Below are 24,458 nucleotides of genomic sequence, written 5' to 3' on the forward strand. Positions count from 1 at the left end.
GACTTTGGAATTAATTAATTTATATATTGTTATTTACAATATTTTCGAACAATTCTTGCTTTCCGCTAATGTTTGGTAATTCACCGTTTTCTTTAGCAATTGCATACAAATCTTCAAATGTTAATTTTCCTTCTTCAAATTCTTTTCCTTTTCCAGAATCAAAAGAAGCGTAACGTTTTTCTCTTAACGATTTGTAATCAGATTCTCTTAAAATTTTGTCTGCAACCAACAAACCTCTAGCAAACGTATCTGCACCACCAATGTGTGCTAAAAAAATATCTTCTAAATCTGTAGAGTTTCTTCTGATTTTTGCATCAAAGTTTACTCCACCTCCTTGCAATCCTCCGTTCTCTAAGAAGACCAACATTGCTTCTGCTGTTTCTTGAATGTTATTAGGAAACTGGTCTGTATCCCATCCGTTTTGGTAATCTCCACGGTTGGCATCAATACTACCTAACATACCTGCTTGTGCAGCCACATCCATTTCGTGTTGCATGGTATGACTTGCCAACGTTGCGTGGTTTACTTCTAAATTGATTTTAAAATCATCTTGTAAACCGTGCTTGTTTAAGAAACCAACCACTGTTGCTGCATCAAAATCGTACTGATGTTTGGTTGGCTCCATTGGTTTAGGCTCAATAAAAAAGTTTCCTTTAAACCCTTTTCCTCTTGCGTAATCTTTAGCCAATCCTAAGAATTGTCCCATGTGGTTCAATTCACGTCCCATATCTGTATTTAATAAAGACATGTAACCTTCACGTCCTCCCCAGAATACATAGTTCTCTCCGTTCAATTCCATAGTTGCATCTAAAGCCAATTTTATTTGTGCTCCAGCTCTTGCTACTACATCAAAGTTAGGATTGGTAGATGCTCCGTTCATATAACGTGGATTAGAGAAACAGTTGGCTGTTCCCCATAATAATTTTACTCCACTTGCTGCTTGCTTTTCTTTTAAGTATGCTACAATTTCTTTTAAACGAGCTTCAGACTCTTCAAACGTTGCTCCTTCTTGTACCAAATCAAAATCATGGAAACAGTAATAATCAAATCCCATTTTGGTAATAAATTCAAAAGCGGCATCGGCTTTATCTTTTGCTGCTTGTATTGGATCTGCATTTTTATCCCACTCAAAACTTTGTGTTCCTGGTCCAAAAGGATCAGAACCTTGTCCACAGAAGGTATGCCAATAAGCAATAGAAAACTTAAAATGTTCTCTCATTGTTTTACCAGCCACTATTTGATCTGGGTTGTAATATTTATAGGCCAAAGGATTTTTAGAATCCTTTCCTTCAAACTTAATTTCTCCAATTCCTTTGAAGTATTCTTTACTTCCGATCGTTAATTTTGACATATTATTTTGATTGTATTTTTAATTTAATTTTGATTCTAATGCTGTTACCCACTTATCATAAGCTACCTGATAAGCTTCTTTTTTTAAGGCATCTGCCTTGTATGTTTTAAGAATATTCTCTTTAGCAAAGGCATCTTGTAAATTCTCTATTTCTCCAGCTCCATAACCTGCTCCAATAGCAGCTCCTACAGCTCCAGAAGTTTCTTTTACTTGTATTTTAGCATCTGTTAGAGTAGCAATGGTTGTAGCAAACACTTCTGATTGAAACATATTATCATTTCCTACCTTTATAACACTTGGCTCTAAACCTAATTCTTTCATCCCTTTAATTCCATACACAAAAGAAAAAGCAATTCCCTCTAAACAAGCTCTTACCATATCTGCTAATTTGTGTTTGTTAAATTGCAAACCATCAAACTGAGCTCCTATTATTTTATTTGCCAACATACGTTCCGAACCATTTCCAAAAGGTAAAAAGCTTAATCCGTTTGCTCCTGTAGATGCTTTTTGCGCTAGTTTTTCTAATTCAAAATAGTCTTTATCTGCTGCCAAATTATTACGCAACCAAGCGTATGCACTTCCTGTTCCGTTAATACACAACAGTACTCCTAATTTTCTTTCTTGATCTGTATGATTTACGTGAGCAAAAGTATTGACTCTTTGTTTTGCATCGTACTTTAATTGATCTACCACTCCATAAACAACACCAGAGGTTCCTCCTGTTGCAGCAATTTCTCCTGGCTTTAACACGTTTAAAGAAAATGCATTGTTTGGCTGATCTCCTGCTCTGTAAGAAACAACAGCATTAGAACTAAATCCAAATGCTTTTGCTATTTTCTCACTTATTTTACCTTGCTCTCCAAAAACAGGTTTTACTTCTGGAAATAAAGACGTATCAAAACCATAATAATCAACTAAAGTTTTGTTTAATGCTTCTTTTTTAAAATCCCACAAAATTCCTTCAGACAGTCCTGTGTTTGTAGTTGTAATACTATCAGTAAATTTATAAGCTATATAATCTCCTGGTAACATTATTTTATCAATAGTGTGATACAAGTCAGGTTCATTTTGTTTAACCCATGCCAATTTAGAGGCTGTAAAATTCCCTGGAGAATTTAACATGGTTTCCAAACAAACTTGTTCTCCTATTTCTTTAAAAGCCTTATTTCCAACCTCAACAGCTCTACTATCGCACCAAATAATGGCAGGTCTTACTACTTCTCCCTTATCGGTTAAAGTAACCAAACCGTGCATTTGATAGGCTATTCCTATAGCAACCACTTGACTTCTTTTCTCTGTAACTTGGTTAAAAAGTTTGTCTGTTACTTTCTGAATATTACTCCACCAATCTTCTGGATTTTGCTCAGCCCAATTTTCTTGAGGTGCATCCATAGCCATTTCTCTTTCCGGATAACTTGCAGATGCTTTTACTTCTTTGGTTTGGTTATCAAATAAAACTGCTTTTACTGATGAACTCCCTAAATCATACCCAATTGATAACATACAAATTGTGTTTTTTGATGATTGTATACTTAAAATACACTTAGTTTACTTAACAAACTAAGCAAATATAATTAGTTGTCATTGTATTTCAAACAAAAAGTTAGTTTATTTATGAAACTATCAATAAATTAGCGCAAACATTGATATTCATATGATAGAAACTTCGGTTGACTGCGTAATATTTGGTTTTCAAAATGAAACCTTAAAAGTATTGCTCATAAAAAGAAACAGCGAACCTTCTAAAGGATTGATGGCTTTGCCCGGAGATTTTTTAGATGAAAACATAAGTATTTATGGAAGTGCAGAAAACACGTTAAAAAAAATTACCGACTTAGATAATATTTTCTTAGAACAAATTCAGGCTTTTGGTAGGGTAGATAGATACCCTGGGAAAAGAGTTATTACCATAAGTTATTATGCATTAATTAACATTGAAAACTATTCTCCTAGAGCAGGATATACTGCTGAAAAATTAGAATGGTGCGATATTGATAAATTGCCAGAACTAGCTTTTGATCATAAAAGAATTATAGAATCTGCTCACAAAAAATTAAAAAGAAGAGTACGCTACGAACCTATTGGATTTAATTTATTACCTGAAGAATTTAGCTTGACCAATTTACAACAAGTTTACGAGGCCATTTTACAAGTGCAACTAAACAAACGTAATTTTAGAACCAAGTTGAATCAAATGAAACTGTTAATTGACACAGGTAAAAAACAAAAAAATGTAGCTCATAAACCCGCAATCCTTTATAAATTTGATGAAAACATGTATCAACAATTAAAAGAAGAAGGTTTTTACTTTAAACTATAAACTCATGTCACTTTTAAAAAAAGTATTCTTAGTTACCCTTTTTACATCTACCCTTATTGCTCAAAAAAAGGAAACCATAAAACTTCCATTTACCAAAGCTGATGATGTGACATGGACGGGAACTGAGAATTATTATTTTACAAAAGATTGGAATACGGATATTATTACCAATGTTTCTGAACCTAGCATTGACATTTACCAACCTACAAATTATAAAAACGGAACTACTGTTGTTATTGCTCCTGGAGGTGGTTTGTATGCATTAAGCATTGTAAACGAAGGAAAAAAAGTAGCCAAATGGTTAAATGATAAGGGAATTACCGCTGTAATTTTAAAATACAGATTGGTTCCTACACAAAAGAAAGAGGCTATTCAGGAATATAAAATCCTAAATAAAAATCATCCTGAAAAACTTCAAGAAAATGTAAGCAAAGTTATTCCTTATTCTATTAAAGATGGATTAACGGCAATTTCTTACTTAAGAGAACATGCGGTTACTTACGGAATCAACCCTAATAAAATTGGATTTATGGGATTTTCTGCTGGTGGAGCGGTTGCTATGGGAGTGGCTTATAATTATACCGAAAAAAACAGACCTAACTTTTTAGTTCCTGTTTATCCTTGGACTTCTAAATATCCGGTACAAAAACCACAAACAGACTCTCCTCCTATTTTTATTGTTTGTGCATCTAACGACCCTCTAGATTTGGCCATGGGAAGTATACACATATACAAATCGTGGAAAGAGTTTGATTTAAATGCAGAACTACACATCTACGCAAAAGGAGGTCATGGTTTTGGTTTAAAAACTACTGGAAAACCAACCGATTCTTGGATAGAACGTTTTTACGATTGGGGAGTAAACGAAAACTTAATCACACCTAAAAATTAAAACTATGTTTAAAACATTTCTAATTTTAATACTTTCTACTTTTATGCTACAAGCACAAGAAATTGTAAAACTTCCTTACCATAAAGTAGAAGGGCTTACTTGGGTAGGCGATGAAATTACTTATCAAACAGACATTCCTAGAATTGCCAATATATCAAAACCAAGTATTCAGATTTTTAAACCTAAAGCTGAAATTAACACAGGAACAACTGTGGTAATACTACCAGGTGGAGGAATGACTATTAGTAGCATTTTAACCGAAGGAACTATGGTTGCAGATTGGTTGGTGAAAAAAGGAGTAACCGCTGTGGTTTTAAAATACAGATTAAGACCTACAAAAAAAGGAAAAACTTTTGATGAGTTTAAAAAATTAAACAGAATTAACAAACAAGACAGACAAGAGTTGCATCAAAAATTATTTCCTGCTTCTATTGATGATGCTTTAAATGCTATTACTTATTTAAGAGAAAATGCAAATCAACTTTCTATTGACCCCAACAAAATTGGAGTAATGGGGTTTTCTGCAGGTGGAGCGGTTACAATGGGAGTTGGTTATAGTTATACAAAAAATAACAGACCCAATTTTTTAGCTCCTATCTATCCTTGGACTAGTGAATATCCGGTACAAGAACCAAAACAAGATGCCCCTCCTTTATTTATTGTGTGTGCCAGTAACGATCCGTTAAAACTAGCAATGGGTAGCATCAACTTATACACTTCTTACAAAGAACAAAACAAAAATGCAGAACTGCATATGTATGCCAAAGGGAAACACGGTTTTGGAATGAAAACCCAAAACTTACCTTCGGACACATGGATAGAACGTTTTTACGATTGGGCTGTAAGCGAACATCTCATAACCCCTATAAAATAACAAAAAAGAGACCTTACTTAAGGTCTCTTTTTTGTTTGTTTTAATGAGGTAATTTATCTTTTATTTTTCCATAAACATACGTTCCAAAGGTGGCCGATGCAATAACAATTAACAAACTATAAAAGCCTGCTCCTACCAATGTAAACATAGGGCCTGGGCAAGCACCAGCCAAAGCCCAACCTAATCCAAAAATAATTCCTCCGAACAAATATCTTTTTACAGATTTTTCTTTGTCACTAAACGTAATAGGAACTCCATAAAAACTCTTTAGCTGAAACTTTTTTATAAGTTGTACCATAATAATACCAACTACTACAGCTACTCCAATAATTCCATACATATGAAATGCCTGAAAATGAAACATTTCATAAATTCTAAACCAAGAAGCCGCTTCTGATTTGTACATGGTAATTCCAAAAAAGATTCCAATGCTTATGTATATACTATTTTTCATGTCTATGTGTTAAAAAATTAGGGGAAATAAAAAATGAATCATTACCAAACCACCTATAAAAAAACCAATAACAGCTATTAGAGAAGGAAGTTGTAAATTACTTAGTCCTGAAATGGCATGTCCAGAGGTACAACCTCCTGCATATCTTGCTCCAAAACCAACTAAAAATCCTCCAACAATTAAAATAACAATACTTTTTAAGGTAAAAGTTTCAAATAATTCGGTAGGTAAAAAATGACTATCAGAGCTTGTAATTCCAATTTCTTGCAATTGTTCTACTGTAATAGGATTAATAGAAACTCCAGCGTTAGTTGATAAAAAATTAGCTCCAATAAAACCACCAATCACCATTCCTAAAGCTACTAGTAAATTCCATTTTTGTGCTTTCCAGTCAAATTGAAAAAAAGCTGTCTTTTTCCCAATTCCACACATGGTGCATAAAGTTCTTAAATTAGAAGAAACTCCAAATTGATCTCCCATCATCAACAAAACAAACATTACCACAGAAATTAAAAATCCTGAAACATACCACGGCCAAGGTTCTAAAATTAAACTCATTCTCTAATTTTTAATTATTAATTTTAAGCAAAGGTAGTTAAGCACGACCAATGCACATGTAACAATTGTTACAAGCAAAATTATACACGTTAATGAACACTCTTATTACTAGTTTTTTGAATGGCATTTCATGGGTTTATCAAATGATTACTTTTCAAACGCATTGGTCTCAAAATTATTTCTGGGGATTGATTCTTATTTCTTTAATTGTATGGGGGTTAGAGATTGTATTTCCTTGGAGAAAAGAACAAAGCATTTTTAGAAAAGACTTTTGGTTAGATGGATTTTATATGTTTTTTAACTTTTTTCTATTCAGTATTTTTATCAATGGGTTTTACACTCTTTTTGGACAACTCTTACAATCTATAGGGCTTAATACAAGCTCTTTAGTTCTTTTTCCTGTTGATGATTTATCACCTATAACGCAGCTTTGTATCTTTTTTGTATTGAGTGATTTTTTTCAATGGTTTACACACTTGTTGCTACACAGATTTCATTTTTTATGGAAATTCCATCAAATACATCACAGTGTAAAAGAAATGGGCTTTGCAGCACATTTACGCTACCATTGGATGGAAAATATTTTATACAAACCTTTAAAAACATTGGCCATTATGTTAATTGGAGGTTTTGAGCCCGAACAAGCTTATATAGTCCATTTTATTGCCATTTGCATTGGCCATTTAAACCATGCCAACCTAAATATTACTTGGGGGCCTTTAAAATATGTATTTAACAATCCTGTGATGCATTTGTATCATCACGCATATACATTGCCAAAAAACAAACAGTTTGGGGTGAATTTTGGAATTAGTTTAAGCCTTTGGGATTATATTTTTAGAACCAATTACTTACCTACACCTAATAAAGATTTAGAAATTGGTTTTATGGGAGATGAAAAAATTCCAAATTCTTTTTGGAAACAACTTTGGGTTGGTTTTAAAAACTAAATACATTGAGTATCTTTGTGCTTAAATTTATTTTTTGAATGTCTACACCCAACTATTTTCATTCTTTTAGCAGTCCTATTTCTGATATAGCTTTGCCCAAAAAGTTTACTTATCCGTTTTATTACGAAACCCATCCTTTGTGTGAATTAGCAGCTAAAGAAGTACAAACCTACATTCAAAATCAAAAAGAATGGGTACATCCTTTTACAGAAGAAAATGAACTAAACGAAAAACCTATTGGTAAAATGTTTGGGGTTTTGGTGGTTAAAAATCAACAAGGTGACCTTGGATTTATTAGTGCTTTTTCTGGAAAGTTAGCAGGAACCAACAATCATACTTATTTTGTACCCCCTGTGTTTGATATGTTAACACAGGATAGTTACTTTTTACAAGAAGAAATTCTTTTAAACAACCTTAATGCTCAGGTAGAAGCTTTAGAAAATAATCCAGATTATCAACGTTCTAAAATTAAACTAGCTCAAACACTTAAAACAGCTTCGGAAGAAATAGGAAATTTAAGGGCTTTTATGATTGAAGCCAAAAAACAAAGAAAACAACAACGTATACAAGGACAGCAAACTTTATCAGAACCTGAATACAATTTACTACTAAAAGAGTTGGCTAAAAAAAGTGTAGAAGCCAAAAGTAACTTAAAAAAAGTAACTCAATCTTTTGAGGAACAAATAAAAGAATTAGAGAAACAAGTAGCTGTTTTTAAAAATAAAATACAGCACTTAAAAGCAGAAAGAAAATCAAAATCTAATGCTTTGCAAAACTATCTATTTCATCAATATCAGTTTTTAAATAAAGCTGGAAACAGAAAAGATTTATTGGCTATTTTTAAAAACACTCCTTTTGACATTCCTCCTGCAGGAGCCGGAGAATGTGCTGCTCCCAAGTTGTTGCAATATGCATTTGCCAATAAGTTAACTCCTATTTGCATGGCCGAATTTTGGTGGGGAGACAGCCCTAAATCTGAAATTAGAAAACACGGAAATTACTACCCTGCTTGCCAAGGAAAATGCAAACCTATTTTAGGACATATGTTAGAAGGAGTGGAGTTAGACGACAATCCTTTGTTAACAAACCCTGCTATAGGAAAAGAAATTACTACGGTTTTTGAAGATGACTATTTGTTAGTAATTAACAAACCGGCCGAGTTTTTATCCGTACCCGGAAAAACTATTGATGATTCTGTCTATTTACGAATGAAACAACAATTCCCGAATGCCACAGGTCCATTAATTGTACATAGATTAGACATGTCTACTTCTGGACTGATGGTCATTGCTAAAAGCAAAGAAATTCACGAACACATACAACGTCAATTTATCAAAAGACAAGTAAGCAAACGTTATGTGGCTTTGTTAGATGGAATTCCAGAAAAAGAAGAAGGTTTTATAGACCTACCGTTACGTTTAGATATTGATGACCGACCAAGACAATTGGTTTGTTTTGAGCATGGAAAATCTGCCAGAACCCGATGGGAAATTATAGAACAAAAGAACAGAAAAACTAAAGTCTACTTTTATCCTGTTACAGGTAGAACACATCAATTAAGAGTTCACGCCTCTCATCAATTGGGATTAAACACTCCTATTGTAGGTGATGATTTGTATGGTACCAAACAAAATAGACTCCACTTACATGCAGAGTCTATTGTATTTCAACACCCTATAACAAAAAAAGAAATTAAAGTTAAGGTTGAGGCTGAGTTTTAAAACTACTATTGTTTTACAATTTTTAGAATTGAATGCTCTCCATAGTATAGTTTTATAATATAAATACCATTAGAAAATTCTGAAAAATCTAAATCTATACTATTCTTTTTGTACTCCTTTTTCATCAATAATTTTGATTGCATACTATAAACCTCTAAAACTACTTGATTTGTATTAAGAGTTGGTAAGGTAATTGTTACATTTCCTTTGGTTACCATAGGAAAAGCTTTTGCTTTGTTTGCTTGCAATACCTTTTCATAAATTTTTCCTTCACATTCTTTATCAGTCATTATTTCTACTTCATCTCCTGTTTTAGCTGTTACTGCAAAAGACGATAATTCTGTTTGTAATACTTCTTTATGATTTACCAAAACACGGTAGGGAGTTGTTCCTCCTTGAACATTAAACGTTACTTTACCTGAAAGGTCAACTTCTGAGCTTCCGGACAAAGCTGTGCTTTTAGGCAAAACAACTTGGTAACAACTCTCATCTAATAATTCGGGAGCACTAATACAAAATTGATACTTTTTAGGCTCTAAGTTAGTAACTTCTAATTCTTTGGTAAAAGAATAATTTTCTCCATTTATAACCACATTGTAAGACAAAGGTTGTTTTGCTTTTATACTAATTTTAGCATTATTAGCTCCTGGACAAGTTTCACCTATTGTTTGAATTGAAATATTATCATTTCCATAATCTAATTTTTCTACTCCATAAAATGATTGGGTTGTTAAATTAGAACCCGCATTTAACACTCTATTTTTTAATTCTGGTGTGTTTCCTTCTAAAGCTCCTAAAGATGGATTAGAAGATGTTGTGATATTAGGTACAACCGTTCCTCCTGTATTAAAAGCAGAATTAGCCTTTAATCTAAAATCGTTATTTGTAGCATTTTCAAAATGTGCATTGGCATTGGCTATGGCTTCATTTGTGTTAAGAAGAATCTCGTAATTTACAGATGTGGCAGCTTTGCTAGCAAACGTTTCAAGGTTTGTTTCTTCTATATTTGAAACCGTATTGATTTTACCTTGCATATAAAGATTGTTGGTTAACTCTAAGTTCTCTGTTAAGCCTGTTTCTGTTCTATGCCAAAAGGTTAGAAACTTATCGTAGTTCCAAAACGTATTGTTGTAATATCCCATTTTAATATCAATTACTTTATCTCTAGGCCCTAAATACAGCATTTTCCCATCGCTTTGAGCATTGTAAGAAACTCCTCTTTTACTTGTATAATTATCTCCTTTAATGTTGTAGATTAAATTATGATGTACTGTGTAATTATGAACATCTTCTAAATAAAAAGCAACCACAGTTTGCCTTTTGTATCCTGGAGTTGTATCAAAAGCAGGAATTCCTTGTAAGTCATGAATTTTGTTATAAGCTATTTCTGTTCCCTGCATATCTAAACCTTTAGGTCCTGGCTTTCCTGTACTTGTAAACATAATAGATCCTGCATCTTCTCCCATTGCCATTGCTTCTGCAAAATCATTATCCGTAATTTTAGCATATACGGCTTCTGTTGTTCTAATATGAAACCTTGATGCCTTTCCAAAAGTATTGTTAGTTATTGTAGTATTTTTACCATTGTTCCATACCGCAACCATAAATTGCCCCATCCAACCAATTTGTTCAATTGTACAATTATTAATTATTGTGTTTTCACAATTGTCATCAATAATAATTCCGCCTGTCCACGTGTGTCCTATATAACAACTATCAAAAGTGGCATTGTCTGCATTGTCTAAAACAATTCCTTCTTTTAAAACTCCGTAAGTTCTTCTGTAATGATAAGGGTACAAATAAGTGAATGTACAGTTTTGTGCTTTAAAACTTTTTGAATTTTTAATATCCATAGCAGCTGCTTGAACATGAATATTTTTTAAGGTTACATTATTAGCTCTTATAACAAATCCAAATTCTCTTTTTTTTACTTCAAATAGTTTATCTTCTATAGTTCCTCCCTGGGGTTTGTAATACAAAGTGTTTTCTGTTTTTTTAAAAAACCACTCTCCTTCTGCATCTAACACCGATAAATCCATTATGTAACCAAAACCTTCTGGCTGAGAATATGCATCTGTTTTTCCCCAAGAATTCCCTTGTGTGTTTAAAGATTTAAACGTTACCAACCTATTTCCTGCTCTAGTAACTTGTCCTCCGTCTTGAGAATATGAAAAAATATTATTTCTTAGTTTTCCTATAAAACCTCTAATAATAGCTTCGTTGGTAAATGGTACGTTTGGAATTTCTGGAACTCCTTCATGTGCAGAAAAAGTAACTTGTCCTGTTTGATTTGTTCCTGCAGGTTTACTTGCGTTTAACAAAATAGCAAATCCGCTTTCGGGATTCGTAGGACTCATCATTTCTTTATGTTTTCCTATCAAATAGTTTTGAACTTGAGTGGTATTGTTTGGATACCTTGCTATTTGTTGATGAACTCCGTTTACAAACAATTGTGTAAAATCTGTTTCTACTTGATTTTTATTTAATGTTGTTTTAAAAACACCTGGCCTACTAGAATCTAATTGCCAACTTGTATTAGAAAGAATATCTGTTCCTGTAACAACTACCTTTTCTTCTTCAAAAGGCTCTATGCTTACATTTGCAACATTTACAGTTATGGTTTCTCTGTATGTTCCTTCGTGAACCACCACCACATCACCAGTATTGACTAAGCCATTTTCAAAAATATATTTTATGGATTGGTAGGGAGCAGAAACATCACCTCTTCCTGTTAACGCATTTACTCCATTTTTTGCTACATGTATTTCTGCTGCAAAAATAGTATGGGTTAAGAATAAACAGAAAATATAAAAACTACTCTTAACATACTTTTTAATAAAATGATTCATTGTAAATGAGATTACGGTTTTAGTTGTATATAAAATTAGATAAATACAATAAACAACAAGGTTTCATATGTTTAATTCATTAAAACAAACTAAAATTAATTATTTGTAAATAATTAATTCGTCAAGCTATTTGTTGTTCAGTTAAAATCTATCATAAAAAGTCCAATAGCGTAACTATTGGACTTTACAATAATGTATACTTCTATTTACTTATTTGATTAATTTCTTTAGAACTCTACCTTTATCATGTGTAATTTCTAAAAAATACATTCCTGGTTTTAAATGGCTTGTATTTATATGATTTTCTTCATCATGATTAACTATCATCGTTTTAGTGCAAACAATACGACCATTTGCATTGACTATTCTTACCAAAGCCTCTGCTCCTTGTTTTACATCAGCTCCAAAAACAATATTTAATTGATTTTTAAACGGATTAGGTGTTATACTTATCTTTTCTTCTTGATGATTGAAATCGTTAACGCTTAAACTTTCTCCTTGTTTATTTGTTGCATTTTGAAAAGTATAGTTTTTAGTTAGTAAACTAAAATTAGTATACATCATAGTCCTTAGCTTTTTTAGAAGCTCCGTAAATACAAAAAAGGAAGAATTAGTAATAAAATTAAAGTTCCATATTGTTCAGAATAAGTATTTCCCTACAAAACAAACAATTATTATATAATCCACAACAAAAACAATAATTCACAAGCACATCACTAATAAAAACACCTTAAAAACACAAATAATTTATTTACAAGCACTAGTTATCTATTAGTAAATATGAAATTGCTGCACTTAACCAAAAAACTATTTTAAAATGAAACAAATTAACCTAAAATCTATTATTCTTTTAATAGGTATTTCATTAACTTTTTTTGATTTTGGATACTCCCAACAAGTTACAATTCCAGCAAATCATACTTTTTTTAACGGCATAGCTCCTACAGCTATTACTTCTATTAATAAACCTGTTACTTCTGATAAAATTAATAATGCCATTACAGCTTTTGGAAATGCTGGTGGTATTGTAAAAATACCTGCCGGTACTCACAACCTAAATAAGATTATCAATTTAAAATCTAACACTTATATAGAGATTAATAACCAAGCTATTTTAAAACCAACTTCTGCATTCTTTATGTTTGATTTAGCTACAAATGGGAAAGGTAGCCAACAAAAAATTTCTAATGTTAAAATTTACGCTCCTACTGGAAAGTTTACGATAGATTATTCTAATTATAGTGGAGGAGACAAAGTATCTGCATTTACAATTGGCTACGTAGAAAACTTTCTAATAGAAGGGGTTTTGATTAAAGACAATCAAACATTTTTATCCGGTTTTAGTTTATCACCGCCTAGTGGTGGTAATTGGAATAGAATTCCAAAAAATGGTATCATTAGAAATTGTACGATTACCAATTCAGACTATGGATATGGGCTAATTCAAGTACAAGCTGCCAAAAACGTTCTTTTTAAAAATTTAAAAGGCTATGGTGGTGTTACCTTAAGATTTGAAAGTGGTTGGAAACTAATGAGAGATGCAGGAGCTAGTGTTGCTACTTCTACAAAACTTTACGGAGTTAATATTACAGGTATAAATGGAAATGCTGCGGTAATGGTATCTCCACATACAAAAAACCAAGGCTTCGCAGTTATTAAAAACGTTACTTCACATAATTGTAGTTTTGGGATGAGAATAGACAAAGGTTTTGCTGAGGGAGGATTTGCAGCAGGAAAATACAACAGTGTAACTATAGGTGGTAAAATTAAAGTAACTCGTAATTCTAACGAAAGTAAACACCTAGCTCAAATTAAACAGAAACACTATGGTTTTTACCCACAAGCATATAGAAATGCAAACCCTTTTAATTCATTTGCTTTAACAGGAGGAACTGATCCTGATTCAAGAAAAGCTCCATCAATAGCTCCACTTTTATTTGATGCTCAAAACACAGCTACAAATTGGTCAGGTGCAGGTAAATACAAAGTTACTTACAGAACTTCGGGGCATACAGAAAATACACAAACTTATACAGGATTTAGATCTTGCTCTCCAAATATTGTATATGATAATGATAAGAATAAAGTTTGTTTAATTTCATCTATGGCTATGCCATTAAACAATGAAAATGTAACATATAATTCTGAAGCAACTCTGCCTTTAAGTACTTACATTAAAACAGATAAAGGTATTGTAATTGACCATCTAGTTATAGGATCTAGGATTACTATTGTAGAATTATCTTCGGGGAAAATAATCAAAACAATTGCAAATTCATCTTCTAAAGAAATTATTGATTCTTCTACTATTGCAAAAGGAATCTATGCTATTACAATTAATTCTAGCAATAAAATAATTACTAAAAAAATAGCTTTGTAATAAAAACAAAAAACGCGAACCTATAGGTTCGCGTTTACATTAATAGCTATGTTAAAAATTCAGTTTACTTTATAAGCTTTTTTACAATTTTTCCTTCAGTATGTTGTATCTCTAAATAATAAATCCCTGGAGCTAAATTAGCTGTATTTAGTGATATCTGTTTTTTATTAGCTTGCTGATAAAGAACTCTAACACCGACAGTAGTATAAATACTAATCATGGTTGTATCCCCAGTAATATCATCTCCTAGAGAAATATTTATTTCAGAGCCAAACGGGTTTGGATACACCGTTGTCGCATTTAAATTCTCATAAACTAAATTTGTATCTAAGCTTAGTTTACTTGTAACACCAGTAAATGTAGAACTCGTAATATTTGATCCTGCATTAAAAACTCTTTCTTTTTGCCAGTTAGCAGCCCCTTCCCAAGCCCCTATTGCGGGTGTAGCTTCTGTGGTTACACCAGAAATCACAATTCCATCATTATTATATGATGAGCCTGATTTAAGTCTAAAATTAGCATTAGCAGCATTTTCATAATGTACGTTAGGATTCGTCTCTGATACTCCTCTGTTTTTAGCTCCAACAATATCAACGTTATAAACTCCTTGATTTGCGCTTGCAATGAATGATGTTAGATTTGTATCTGTAAGTTTATTAGGATTTGGACCTGCATCTAAAAAGTTTTCTTTATCATTTACAATAAGATTATTTTTCACTTCCATAGCATCCACACTTCCTCCTGTTAATTGCCAAAAACTAAACAACCTACTATACCCATAAAAAGTATTATTGTAATAATGCATCTTATTGGTCATTTGTTTCGTCCTAGGGCCTAGATAAGCTATAATATTATTATTTCTAGTAGTCTCTGGGGTAACACCATCACTTTTAAACCTTACACTAGTATACTCATCATCTAAACCGTAAATTAAGTTATGATGAACAGTATAATTATCTGCATCTTCTAAATAAAGAGCCACTATAAACTTCTTATTACTGTAATCTTGTGGGTCGTATGCAGGAATTCCTTTTTGGTCATGAATTTTATTCCATGCTATTAATGTATTATTCATGTTTAAACCGTTCGGTTTTCCTGTACTTGTAAACATAATAGAACCAGCATCTTCTCCCATAGACATGGCTCCATAAAAATCATTATCTGTTATTTTCATATATACTGATTCGGTAGTTCTAATATGAAAACGAGAAGCTTTACCAAACGTATTTTTAGTGATTTGGGTATTGTTTCCGTTATTCTCTACTGCAACAGTAAACTGTCCCATCCAACCAATATCTTCTATATAACTATTGTTTATTTTTGTATTGTCAGATCCCTTCAAAATAATAATTCCACTACCCCATGTATGACCAATATAACAGCTTTCAAATGTGGTATTATCTGCGTTTGTTAACAAAATTCCTTTTCTAAAAACTCCGTATTCTCTTCTATATTGATAAGGAGACAAATACGTAAAAGAACAGTTCGTAAACGTTGTTGTATTTGCATTGGTTAACTCAACTTCTCCCACTTTAAAATTGATATCTTCTACATTTACATTATTTGCTTGTACTTTAAGAACATACTCTCTTCTTTGAATTTCAAAATTTTTACCTGTAACTGTTCCACCTACTGGCTTATAATACATTTTATTCTCTGCCTTTTTCCAAAACCACTCTCCTTCATAATCTAAAACAGATAAATCCATAATATAACCAAAACCTTCTGGTTGAGTTACAGTTCCTGTTCCTCCCCATATATTACCCTGAGTGTTGAATGATTTAAAAGTAACCACTCTATCGTTATTTCCACTAGCTCTTGTTACCTGACCTCCATCTTGAGAATACGAGAATATGTTGTTTCTTAATTTTCCTATAAAACCTCTTACAATGGCTTCATTGGTAAACGTTACATCGGGTAATTTTGGAGTTCCACCATGCCAAGAAAAGGTTACTTGCCCTGTTTGATTTGTCCCAGCTGGTTTACTTGCATTTAATAAAACAGCAAAACCTGTAGTTTGATCTGTAGGGTTCATCATTTCTCTATTGCTTCCCGAAATATAACTCTCATAAGCAGAAGTATTATTAGGGAATCTTGCGATTTGCTTGTGTTGACCATTTACAAATAATTGAGTAAAATCCGTTTCAACCTGACTTGTATTTAGGGTTAGTTCAAAAATCCCATCACTATTAGTATCGTTCCAGCTATTCGCTCCATACCAATTTGCTCCAGAGATTGTAACATTATCTCCGGTTTGGGGTCTTATGGTAACATTATTTACATTTACAACTACAGTCTCTCTATAGACACCTGCATGTAATACTAAATGATCTCCCGGACTTATTAAGCCATTAGTAAAGACATAACTAATAGTTTGGTAAGGAGCAGTAGATGTACCCCTTCCTGTTAACGCATTTACTCCATTTTTAGCAACATGTATATTTGCTGCAAATATTGGACTTAATACTAAAGAAAAAAGAATAGTAATATTCTTTTTATTTACTGAAAATAGTTTTTTCATTGTTCGTATTTTAGGTTAGTATGTGAAAGTTATAAAACCTAAAAAAGACAAAGGGATACGCATGTCTTTTTACTCACCTACACCCCACTTTGCAATAACTTTACAATAAATGTATACTTATTGTCTAGTTATAAACAAACAAACAACCTGTTTATTGAGTAATTCGCAACAAAACTACTTCTAAAATACACATATAAAAAAACACCAATCTAATTAAAAGATTGGTGTTTAACATTGAATATGCAATACTATCTATTGGTATTTACACAAGTATGAAGTCTGTTCTGAAACTTTTACCTGAAATTTTTCATTTGCGTTGATCTGATAAGCTTCTCCAGCTTTATAAGTAATCCATTCTGTAGAGCCTGGTAATTTTACAGTCATTTCACCTTCTATTACATTCATTGTTTCATGTAAAGATGTAGCAAATTCATACTCACCTGCTTCCATTACTCCTAAAGTAGATTTTCCTTTGTTCTCATACCCCAATGATTTTACATTACCGTTAAAGTATTCGTTTGATGATATCATAATTCGTATCTATTTTATAATTAGTCATCAAAAGTACACATCTTTGTTGTGAAAGAAAAACAAATAAACCTTTCTTGTTATTTGAGTTTTAGCAAATACGTACAATAGTGATTTTGAATCTTTAAAAAGCATAAATACTAATAACAAATGAAATGATTAAAAATTATAATTCCCTAAAACAAAAAACGAGGTCTTAATGTAAAGACCTCGTTTTTTATTTATAAATATATTTCTATGATTCTTGTTCACCTGCTTTTAGAGGAACAGTTTGCATAATGTAATCTTCTCCAAAAATGTATTCACCATTTTCATCAACTTTACTGTAGTCATATGGCCAACGGTGTACTTCAGGAATTTCACCTGGCCAGTTTCCATGAATATGTTCTACAGGAGTTGTCCACTCTAATGTAGTAGATCTCCATGGGTTTTGGCTTGCAACTTTTCCTTTGTAAATACTCATAAAGAAGTTTACTAAGAAAACAATTTGTGCAGCTCCACCTATCAAAGCAAACACTGTCATTACTTGATTTACGTTTGCTAAATCATCAAACAAAGGAAAACTAGTGTTTGTGTAATATCTACGTGGTAAACCAGCCAAACCAATAAAGTGCATTGGGAAGAAAACTCCATATGCTGCTATTGCAGTAATCCAAAAGTGAACATATCCTAATGTTTTGTTCATCATTCTTCCATACATTTTAGGGAACCAGTGATAAATTCCTGCATACATTCCATAAATAGCAGAAACCCCCATTACTAAGTGGAAGTGAGCTACCACAAAATAAGTATCGTGTACGTTAATATCTAAAGCAGAATCTCCTAATACAATTCCTGTCAAACCACCTGTTATAAATGTTGACACCAATCCTATTGAAAATAACATAGCAGGATTAAACTGTAAATTTCCTTTCCATAAAGTAGTAATATAGTTAAATGCTTTTACTGCAGATGGAATTGCAATTAATAAAGTTGTGAAAGTAAATACAGATCCTAAGAACGGGTTCATTCCTGAAATAAACATATGGTGCCCCCAAACAATTGTTGATAAAAACGCAATTGCCATAATAGATCCAATCATTGCACGGTAACCAAAAATTGGTTTACGCGAGTTTGTTGATATAATTTCTGATGTCAATCCTAATGCAGGTAATAATACAATATATACCTCAGGGTGACCTAAAAACCAAAATAAGTGCTCAAATAATACTGGGGAACCTCCTTGATAGTTCAATACTTCTCCTCCAATAAAGATATCAGATAAGTAGAAAGAAGTACCAAAACTTCTATCAAAAATTAATAATAAGGCAGCTGAAAATAATACAGGGAAAGAAACAACCCCAATAATAGCTGTAATAAATAATGCCCACATTGTTAATGGCAATCTTGTCATGGTCATTCCTTTAGTTCTTAAGTTAAGAATAGTAACAATGTAGTTTAAAGATCCTATTAATGACTGTGCAATAAAAATAGCCATAGAAACCAACCATAAGGTCATACCTGTACCAGAACCTGGAATTGCTTGTGGTAATGCTGATAATGGTGGGTAAATTGTCCAACCTGCAGAAGCTGGTCCTGCCTGTACAAACAAGGAAACAACCATAATTACACTAGAAATAAAGAACAACCAAAAAGATAAGCAGTTCATAAATCCAGAAGCCATATCACGAGCTCCAATTTGCAAAGGAATTAATAAGTTAGAAAAAGTTCCACTTAAACCTGCTGTTAATACAAAGAATACCATAATAGTACCGTGTATGGTAACTAAGGCTAAGTAAATATCTGGTTTCATTACCCCTGTTTCTGATTGGAAACGTTCAGGTAAAAATGCTTCAATTATTGAAAATGATTGTTCTGGCCATGCAATTTGAAGTCTAAATAATAACGACATTAAAACTCCAATAACACCCATGATCATACCAGTTACTAAAAACTGTTTTGAAATCATTTTATGATCAAAACTAAATATGTATTTAGTTACGAAAGTTTCTTTATGATGATGTTCTGACATAATAAATTTTTTCTTTTAGTGATTCTTAGAACAGATTTTATAACTTAAATAATTCTTTTGCAGTTTTTTGTTGATTTAACCAGATCAAATAATCTTTTTCTGATTCTACAACAATTTTCATCTGCATGTTGTAATGAGAAGGTCCACAAATTTTATTACATAATAACAAGTAATCAAATTCATATAAATCATCTCCTTTTGCTTGTCTTACTTTGTTTACGCTTGCTACTTTTCTAATAACGTCTTTTTGTTTACGCATTTCTTCTGTAGTAAACTTTGGAGTAAATCCAAACTCTGTTATCATACCAGGAACACAGTTCATTTGTGCTCTAAAGTGTGGCATGTATGCAGAGTGTAAAACATCTTGTGAGCGGAATTTAAACACTACTTTTTTTCCTACTGGTAAGTGTAATTCACGTACAGGAATATCATCTGCAGATTTAGGATCTGTTAAATCAATCCCCATAGAGTTAGCTCCTTCTATATTACGTACGTTTCCACGTCCTAATTCATTGTCTCTTCCTGCGTATCTTGCTTCCCAAGCAAATTGTTTTGCATATACTTCTACAACAATAGCCTCATCACCTTCTAAATCAGTTACATCATTCCAAATAGATAGTCCATATAAAATTAACACGGCTAAAACTACTGTGGGAATTGTAGTCCAAATTAACTCTAGTTTATGAGAGTCTGCAAAGAAAGTTGCTTTTCTACCATTAATACCTCTGTATTTATAAGAGAAAAAGTATAACAATGCTTGTGTAATAAACTGAACAATACCAATTAACCAAAATGATATTCTGTATAAGTTATCATAATCTTCTCCTTCAACAGAAGCTGAATCTGGCAACATCATATCGTGTAAAAAGATTAAGCAATATCCCATTAATAGGTAAAAACCAATTAAAAAGATTAAGAACAATTTACCTTGTAAGTTGTTGTCTTTTTCTGTAGCAACAGGATTGTTGTCGTTTTCTAAGGTAATGGTTTGTTTACCTTCTTTAATTTCTTTAAAAATTACTCTGTATGTAAGTAGTTTATTTACCTGCCAAACACCAATGGCAAAAGCAACAGCTACGAAAAAATAAAATAAAGCTAACATAATTTTGTTTTAAGTTTTTTGCAAATGTAATGATATATATTAATAATGGAAGTGTTCACTTTCATGTAAGAAAGGATTTCCTTTTGCAATTAATGGAGCTTTACTTATAGTAGTAAATACTGCATATATAAATAATCCTAAGAAAAATAAGATACTTGCAATTTCAGTAATTCCGAATCCCCACTGATCACCAACAGTTCCTGGCATAATCATTACAAAAACATCTATGTAATGTCCTACTAATATAATTGTTCCTAGTCCTAATACAATTTGAGGAATACGTTTAAAGTCACTATTTACTAATAATAAAACTGGTAAAATAAAGTTCAATGGAATCATTCCTAAGAACACAAATTTATAATCTTCAAAACGTTGTACAAAATACACTGTTTCTTCTGGCATATCTGCATACCATATTAACATAAATTGTGCGAACCATAGGTATGTCCAAAAAATAGAAAAACCAAACATAAATTTAGCCAAATCATGTAAGTGACTATCGTTTACTACTTCTAAGTAACCTTTAGATTTTAAGTATACAGTAACCATTGCTATTACAGTTAAAGCTGATACCAATCCTGTAGCTAATACATACCATCCGAATAATGTAGAGAACCAGTGTGGGTCTAACCCCATAATCCAATCCCATACAGACATAGATTCTGTAAAAATAAAGAAGGCTAAGAAAGCTACTCCAATCTTGTAGTTTTTATGATAATTTACCAAATCTGATGCATTGTCTTGTAATAAAGAATATTTTCTGTTTAAATAACGGAAAACGTTCCATCCTACCAAATAGATAATTCCAGAGATTAACCATCTTGGTACATTTAACCATCCTGATTTATTTGCTATCAATTCATCATAATTTGCAGATGTAGGGTCTGTTACTCCTTCTCCCATCCATACAAATAAATGATTTCCGTGAAATGCAGTAATTACAATAAATGCCAAAAATATTACAGAAACGTATGGTAAAAATCCTGAAATTCCTTCCATAACTCTAAACAACACAATAGACCAACCAGCTTGTGCAACTCTTTGAATGTTTAAGAAAGCAAATACAACAATTGTTACAAATGTGAAAAAGAACAAAGCAACATAAAATGCAGCCCATGGTCTGTTTTGCAATTGGTGTAAAACGTGTGCTAAATGATGATCACTATGTCCTTCTGCATGAGCTGAAGTTTCGTGAGTATCGTGCTTTACTGCTTGGTGGTGATCTGCATGTGTTTCATGAGTCCCCTCTGCTGCATGTGCATCATGATGAGTTACTTCTTTGGTTGCATGCGTATCTCCATGAGCACCGTGTGATGCTTGATGTGCTAAGATCTCTGCTACTTCTGCTTCCGTACCTGGTGCAGAAACAAATCCGATAATAATACCTATTAAACCTATTACCATTAAAGCAATAGCTGATATTTTTAATTTACTTGAAAATTGATACATAATCTATCTAAGTGTTTGGTAATTATTTTAACAAGTTGTTTCTTAATTCTTGAACGTGTTGAACAATTAACCAACGTTCTTTTTCATTTAATTGAGAAGCGTGAGATCCCATCATGTTTCTACCGTGCATAATTACATGGTAAATACTTCCTTCTGTAATATCTCTATCCTTGTAATTTGGAATTCCTAAGAATTTTTCTCTTTTTACTAAATCTCCTTGTCCATCACCTTTTTTACCATGACAAACAGAACAATAAATAGTATATAAATCTTTAGCTCTTTCGCTATCTAAATCTTCTGCAGTTAATGGAGATTTTAAGTTTTTCTTAGCATCTTCATAACCTTCGTTTGTATCAGGGTATTCATAAGGAATGTGTCCTCTTGAAATACTTCCTTTTACAGGTTGTTGAGCTTCAATATTGTTGGCAAAAACAACACTTTCTGCATACGGTTCTCCAGCAACAGACTCATACATATCTGGCATGTATTGTAAGTTACGTTTAGATTTATCGCATGAAGTAAAAACTAATGTTACTACTGCTAATATGGCTGTAATTTTAAATAATCTACCCATGGTTGTTAATGCTTTTCAATTACTTTAATTTCAACAGCATTGGTAGTATTTAACAAGGCTGTTAATTCTTTTTCGTTGTTGTGTACAGGAATTTCCATTAAGAAAATATCGTCTGTAGTTCTAGGATCTGGATTTTCAGCTTCTTTAAATGGCCATAATCTACTTCTCATGTAAAAAGTAATTACCATTAAGTGAGCAGCAAAAAACACTGTCAATTCAAACATAATTGGCACAAAAGCAGGCATGTTTACAATCCAAGAAAAACTAGGTTTCCCTCCAATATCTTGAGGCCAATTTTCAATCATCATGTAATTTGTCATCCAAATTGCAAAAGACAATCCTGTTAATCCGTATAAGAAAGCACAAATAGCTAAACGCGTGTGTGGCAATCCTAATAATTTATCTAAACCGTGAACTGGAAACGGTGTGAAAACTTCTTCAATATGATGATTAGCTTCTTTTACTGTTTTAACGGCATCCATTAAAACATCATCATCATTATATAATGCGTGTATAACTTTATTAGTGCTCATTTTTTCCGTCTCTTAATTTTTTATAATATTCTCCTGAAGATTTCATAATTGTTTTAACCTCTGCTTGAGCAATTACTGGGAATGTTCTAGCGTATAATAAGAACAATACAAAGAAGAATCCAATTGTTCCAACAAATACTCCAACATCTACAAACGTAGGCTCAAAACGTGTCCAGGTAGATGGTAAGTGACCTTTACTTAATACAATCGCAATAATATCAAAACGCTCAAACCACATTCCTATGTTAATTGCTATAGAGATAATAAAAGACCAAATAAAACTTCTTCTAACTTTAGTAATCCACAACAACTGAGGAATGGCAATGTTAAATAATATTAACGACCAGAATGCCCATCCGTAAGGTCCTGTTGCTGCTCCTATAGACATGTAAGTATAGTTTTCATAAGGAGAACCTGTATACCATGCAATAAAAAACTCAGATGCATAAGCTACTGCTACAATTCCACCAGTTACAATAATTACAATGTTCATATACTCTACATGCAAACGAGTAATGTAATTTTCTAAGTTTGATACTTTTCTCATAATTCCCAATAACGTTTGTACCATGGCAAATCCTGAGAAGATTGCTCCAGCAACAAAATATGGAGGGAAAATTGTTGAGTGCCAACCTGGGTTGATAGAAGTAGCAAAGTCCATAGATACAATTGTGTGTACAGAAAGTACTAATGGAGTTGCTAAACCAGCTAATACTAATGATACTTCTTCAAAACGTTGCCAATCTTTAGCTCTACCAGACCAACCAAAAGATAACAAAGCGTAGATCTTTTTTTGGAAAGGTTTAACAGCTCTATCTCTAATCATTGCAAAATCTGGTAATAAACCTGTCCACCAGAATACTAATGATACAGATAAATATGTAGAAATTGCAAATACATCCCATAATAAAGGAGAGTTAAAGTTTACCCACAACGAACCAAATTGGTTAGGAATAGGTAATACCCAATATCCGTTCCATGGACGTCCCATGTGAATTAACGGGAACAAACCTGCTTGGAAAACCGCAAAAATTGTCATTGCTTCTGCAGAACGGTTAATGGCCATTCTCCATTTTTGACGGAACAATAAAAGTACTGCTGAGATTAATGTACCGGCATGACCAATACCTACCCACCATACAAAGTTCGTAATATCCCAAGCCCATCCAATGTTCTTGTTCAATCCCCAAACTCCAATTCCTGTTCCTATTGTATATAAAATACAACCCACTCCCCACAAAAATGCGACCAATGCAATTGTAAATGCTATATACCAATTTTTATTTGCCTTACCCTCTATAGGTTTTACAATATCCATTGTGATATCGTGGTAACTCTTTTCCCCTAAAACTAAAGGTTCTCTGATGGGTGCTTCGTAATGAGACGACATA

Annotated in this window: 20 protein-coding genes; 6 read left to right on the plus strand and 14 right to left on the minus strand. The window is 32.5% G+C overall.

Going from position 1 to position 24,458, the window contains the following annotated elements:
- Positions 1-19: 19 nt before the first annotated feature.
- Positions 20-1,351, minus strand: coding sequence for a xylose isomerase (gene xylA, locus ACY2IJ_RS06235; RefSeq protein WP_476726287.1), 1,332 nt, complete (start codon positions 1,349-1,351; stop codon positions 20-22).
- An 18-nt stretch (positions 1,352-1,369) separates the two neighbouring features.
- A complete protein-coding gene (locus ACY2IJ_RS06240; RefSeq protein ID WP_476726288.1) occupies positions 1,370-2,854 on the minus strand; it encodes a xylulokinase in 1,485 nt (494 codons plus the stop codon).
- A gap of 151 nt (positions 2,855-3,005) precedes the next feature.
- Between ACY2IJ_RS06240 and ACY2IJ_RS06245 the strand changes: the two genes are divergently transcribed.
- The 3 genes from ACY2IJ_RS06245 to ACY2IJ_RS06255 are packed head-to-tail and all read left to right on the plus strand — an operon-like array spanning position 3,006 to position 5,437.
- Positions 3,006-3,671 carry an NUDIX hydrolase gene (locus ACY2IJ_RS06245; RefSeq protein ID WP_476726289.1) on the plus strand — a complete coding sequence of 222 codons (666 nt, stop codon included), beginning with the start codon at positions 3,006-3,008 and terminating at the stop codon, positions 3,669-3,671.
- A gap of 4 nt (positions 3,672-3,675) precedes the next feature.
- The gene (locus ACY2IJ_RS06250) at positions 3,676-4,563 is read left to right on the plus strand and encodes an alpha/beta hydrolase (protein WP_476726290.1); all 888 of its coding nucleotides are present in this window, start codon (positions 3,676-3,678) and stop codon (positions 4,561-4,563) included.
- 4 nt (positions 4,564-4,567) lie between these two features.
- Positions 4,568-5,437: an alpha/beta hydrolase gene (locus ACY2IJ_RS06255; RefSeq protein ID WP_476726291.1), complete on the plus strand. Its 870-nt coding sequence runs from the start codon at positions 4,568-4,570 to the stop codon at positions 5,435-5,437.
- A 40-nt stretch (positions 5,438-5,477) separates the two neighbouring features.
- Here ACY2IJ_RS06255 and ACY2IJ_RS06260 read toward each other — a convergent pair whose 3' ends face one another.
- Entirely contained in the window at positions 5,478-5,891 is a 414-nt protein-coding gene (locus ACY2IJ_RS06260; RefSeq protein ID WP_476726292.1) for a DUF6691 family protein, read from the minus strand.
- A 9-nt stretch (positions 5,892-5,900) separates the two neighbouring features.
- The gene (locus ACY2IJ_RS06265) at positions 5,901-6,449 is read right to left on the minus strand and encodes a YeeE/YedE family protein (RefSeq protein WP_476726293.1); all 549 of its coding nucleotides are present in this window, start codon (positions 6,447-6,449) and stop codon (positions 5,901-5,903) included.
- 92 nt (positions 6,450-6,541) lie between these two features.
- Here ACY2IJ_RS06265 and ACY2IJ_RS06270 point away from each other — a divergent pair, with 92 nt between their 5' ends.
- Together ACY2IJ_RS06270 and ACY2IJ_RS06275 are read left to right on the plus strand one after the other, a co-directional pair.
- Positions 6,542-7,399: a sterol desaturase family protein gene (locus ACY2IJ_RS06270; protein WP_476726294.1), complete on the plus strand. Its 858-nt coding sequence runs from the start codon at positions 6,542-6,544 to the stop codon at positions 7,397-7,399.
- 38 nt (positions 7,400-7,437) lie between these two features.
- Complete coding sequence (locus ACY2IJ_RS06275) at positions 7,438-9,120, plus strand: RluA family pseudouridine synthase (RefSeq protein WP_476726295.1); 1,683 nt, start codon at positions 7,438-7,440, stop codon at positions 9,118-9,120.
- 5 nt (positions 9,121-9,125) lie between these two features.
- Here the strand turns inward: ACY2IJ_RS06275 and ACY2IJ_RS06280 are convergent, their stop codons facing one another.
- Both ACY2IJ_RS06280 and ACY2IJ_RS06285 read right to left on the minus strand, forming a co-directional pair.
- Positions 9,126-11,969, minus strand: a complete 2,844-nt coding sequence (locus ACY2IJ_RS06280) for a right-handed parallel beta-helix repeat-containing protein (RefSeq protein WP_476726296.1) — start codon at positions 11,967-11,969, stop codon at positions 9,126-9,128.
- A gap of 210 nt (positions 11,970-12,179) precedes the next feature.
- Entirely contained in the window at positions 12,180-12,533 is a 354-nt protein-coding gene (locus ACY2IJ_RS06285) for a T9SS type A sorting domain-containing protein (protein WP_476726297.1), read from the minus strand.
- Positions 12,534-12,786: 253 nt separating this feature from the next.
- Between ACY2IJ_RS06285 and ACY2IJ_RS06290 the strand changes: the two genes are divergently transcribed.
- Entirely contained in the window at positions 12,787-14,349 is a 1,563-nt protein-coding gene (locus ACY2IJ_RS06290; protein ID WP_476726298.1) for a T9SS type A sorting domain-containing protein, read from the plus strand.
- Between the two features lie 64 nt (positions 14,350-14,413).
- Here ACY2IJ_RS06290 and ACY2IJ_RS06295 read toward each other — a convergent pair whose 3' ends face one another.
- The 8 genes from ACY2IJ_RS06295 to nrfD all read right to left on the minus strand — a co-directional run bounded on the left by ACY2IJ_RS06295 (position 14,414) and on the right by nrfD (position 24,457).
- The gene (locus ACY2IJ_RS06295) at positions 14,414-16,870 is read right to left on the minus strand and encodes a T9SS type A sorting domain-containing protein (RefSeq protein ID WP_476726299.1); all 2,457 of its coding nucleotides are present in this window, start codon (positions 16,868-16,870) and stop codon (positions 14,414-14,416) included.
- Between the two features lie 252 nt (positions 16,871-17,122).
- Complete coding sequence (gene ppnP / locus ACY2IJ_RS06300) at positions 17,123-17,401, minus strand: pyrimidine/purine nucleoside phosphorylase (protein ID WP_476726300.1); 279 nt, start codon at positions 17,399-17,401, stop codon at positions 17,123-17,125.
- 232 nt (positions 17,402-17,633) lie between these two features.
- Entirely contained in the window at positions 17,634-19,409 is a 1,776-nt protein-coding gene (locus ACY2IJ_RS06305; RefSeq protein WP_476726301.1) for a cytochrome c oxidase subunit I, read from the minus strand.
- Between the two features lie 37 nt (positions 19,410-19,446).
- Positions 19,447-20,511, minus strand: a complete 1,065-nt coding sequence (locus ACY2IJ_RS06310) for a cytochrome c oxidase subunit II (protein WP_476726302.1) — start codon at positions 20,509-20,511, stop codon at positions 19,447-19,449.
- A gap of 39 nt (positions 20,512-20,550) precedes the next feature.
- Positions 20,551-21,960 (minus strand): quinol:cytochrome C oxidoreductase, encoded by a 1,410-nt coding sequence (locus ACY2IJ_RS06315; RefSeq protein WP_476726303.1) that lies wholly within the window; start codon positions 21,958-21,960, stop codon positions 20,551-20,553.
- Between the two features lie 22 nt (positions 21,961-21,982).
- Positions 21,983-22,534 (minus strand): c-type cytochrome, encoded by a 552-nt coding sequence (locus ACY2IJ_RS06320; RefSeq protein ID WP_476726304.1) that lies wholly within the window; start codon positions 22,532-22,534, stop codon positions 21,983-21,985.
- A gap of 5 nt (positions 22,535-22,539) precedes the next feature.
- On the minus strand, positions 22,540-23,067 hold the full coding sequence (locus ACY2IJ_RS06325) for a DUF3341 domain-containing protein (RefSeq protein ID WP_476726305.1): 528 nt from the start codon (positions 23,065-23,067) through the stop codon (positions 22,540-22,542).
- The gene (nrfD, locus tag ACY2IJ_RS06330) at positions 23,057-24,457 is read right to left on the minus strand and encodes an NrfD/PsrC family molybdoenzyme membrane anchor subunit (protein ID WP_476726306.1); all 1,401 of its coding nucleotides are present in this window, start codon (positions 24,455-24,457) and stop codon (positions 23,057-23,059) included. Before nrfD ends, ACY2IJ_RS06325 begins: the two co-directional genes overlap by 11 nt.
- Between the last annotated feature and the right edge of the window lies 1 nt (position 24,458).

This window comes from Wenyingzhuangia gracilariae, assembly GCF_056387575.1.